The sequence below is a fragment of the Rhodococcus sp. P4_F3_2 genome (assembly GCF_056401335.1).
The window spans coordinates 1-452 of the sequence record NZ_JBFUJN010000195.1 but is presented as its reverse complement, the minus strand read 5'-3'; the positions used below and the strand labels follow the sequence as shown (position 1 = coordinate 452).

At 33.2% G+C, this 452-nt stretch carries 1 protein-coding gene; it reads left to right on the top strand.

The window, feature by feature from the left end; all coding sequences use genetic code 11:
* A partial coding sequence (locus AC1DWA_RS33385) for a LacI family DNA-binding transcriptional regulator (RefSeq protein WP_477917772.1) occupies nt 1-452 on the top strand: 452 nt, incomplete at both ends.

Genomic DNA, 452 nt, shown 5'->3' with positions numbered 1-452 from the left:
ATTTTAGATATTGCAAATACGCTTAACTATATTCCTGACTACCATGCGAAAAATTTAGTTCTTCAAAAATCTCATACAATTGGACTGTTTTTTACGAGCATGGCAAACGGTACATCACCAAGTTTTTTAGTGGATAGTATTAGAGGGGTAAGTAAAGTAATTGATGTTCAGTATAATTTATTTGTAAGAGGCATTGACGATTACGATGATTATACGTACATCAATAATAAACGCTTTGATGCGATTATTTTAATGAGTCAAAGCGATCGTGATAACACTTTTATATATAACGTAGTAGAGAAAGGCATCCCGTTGATTGTGCTCAATCGCCAAGTTGATGATTCATCAATTATTAATATTTTGTCTAATGACAAAGAAGGAGCTTACAAAGCTGGCGAGTATTTGATTGAATTAGGTCACAGACATATCGCAATCATAGAAGGAATAGAAGG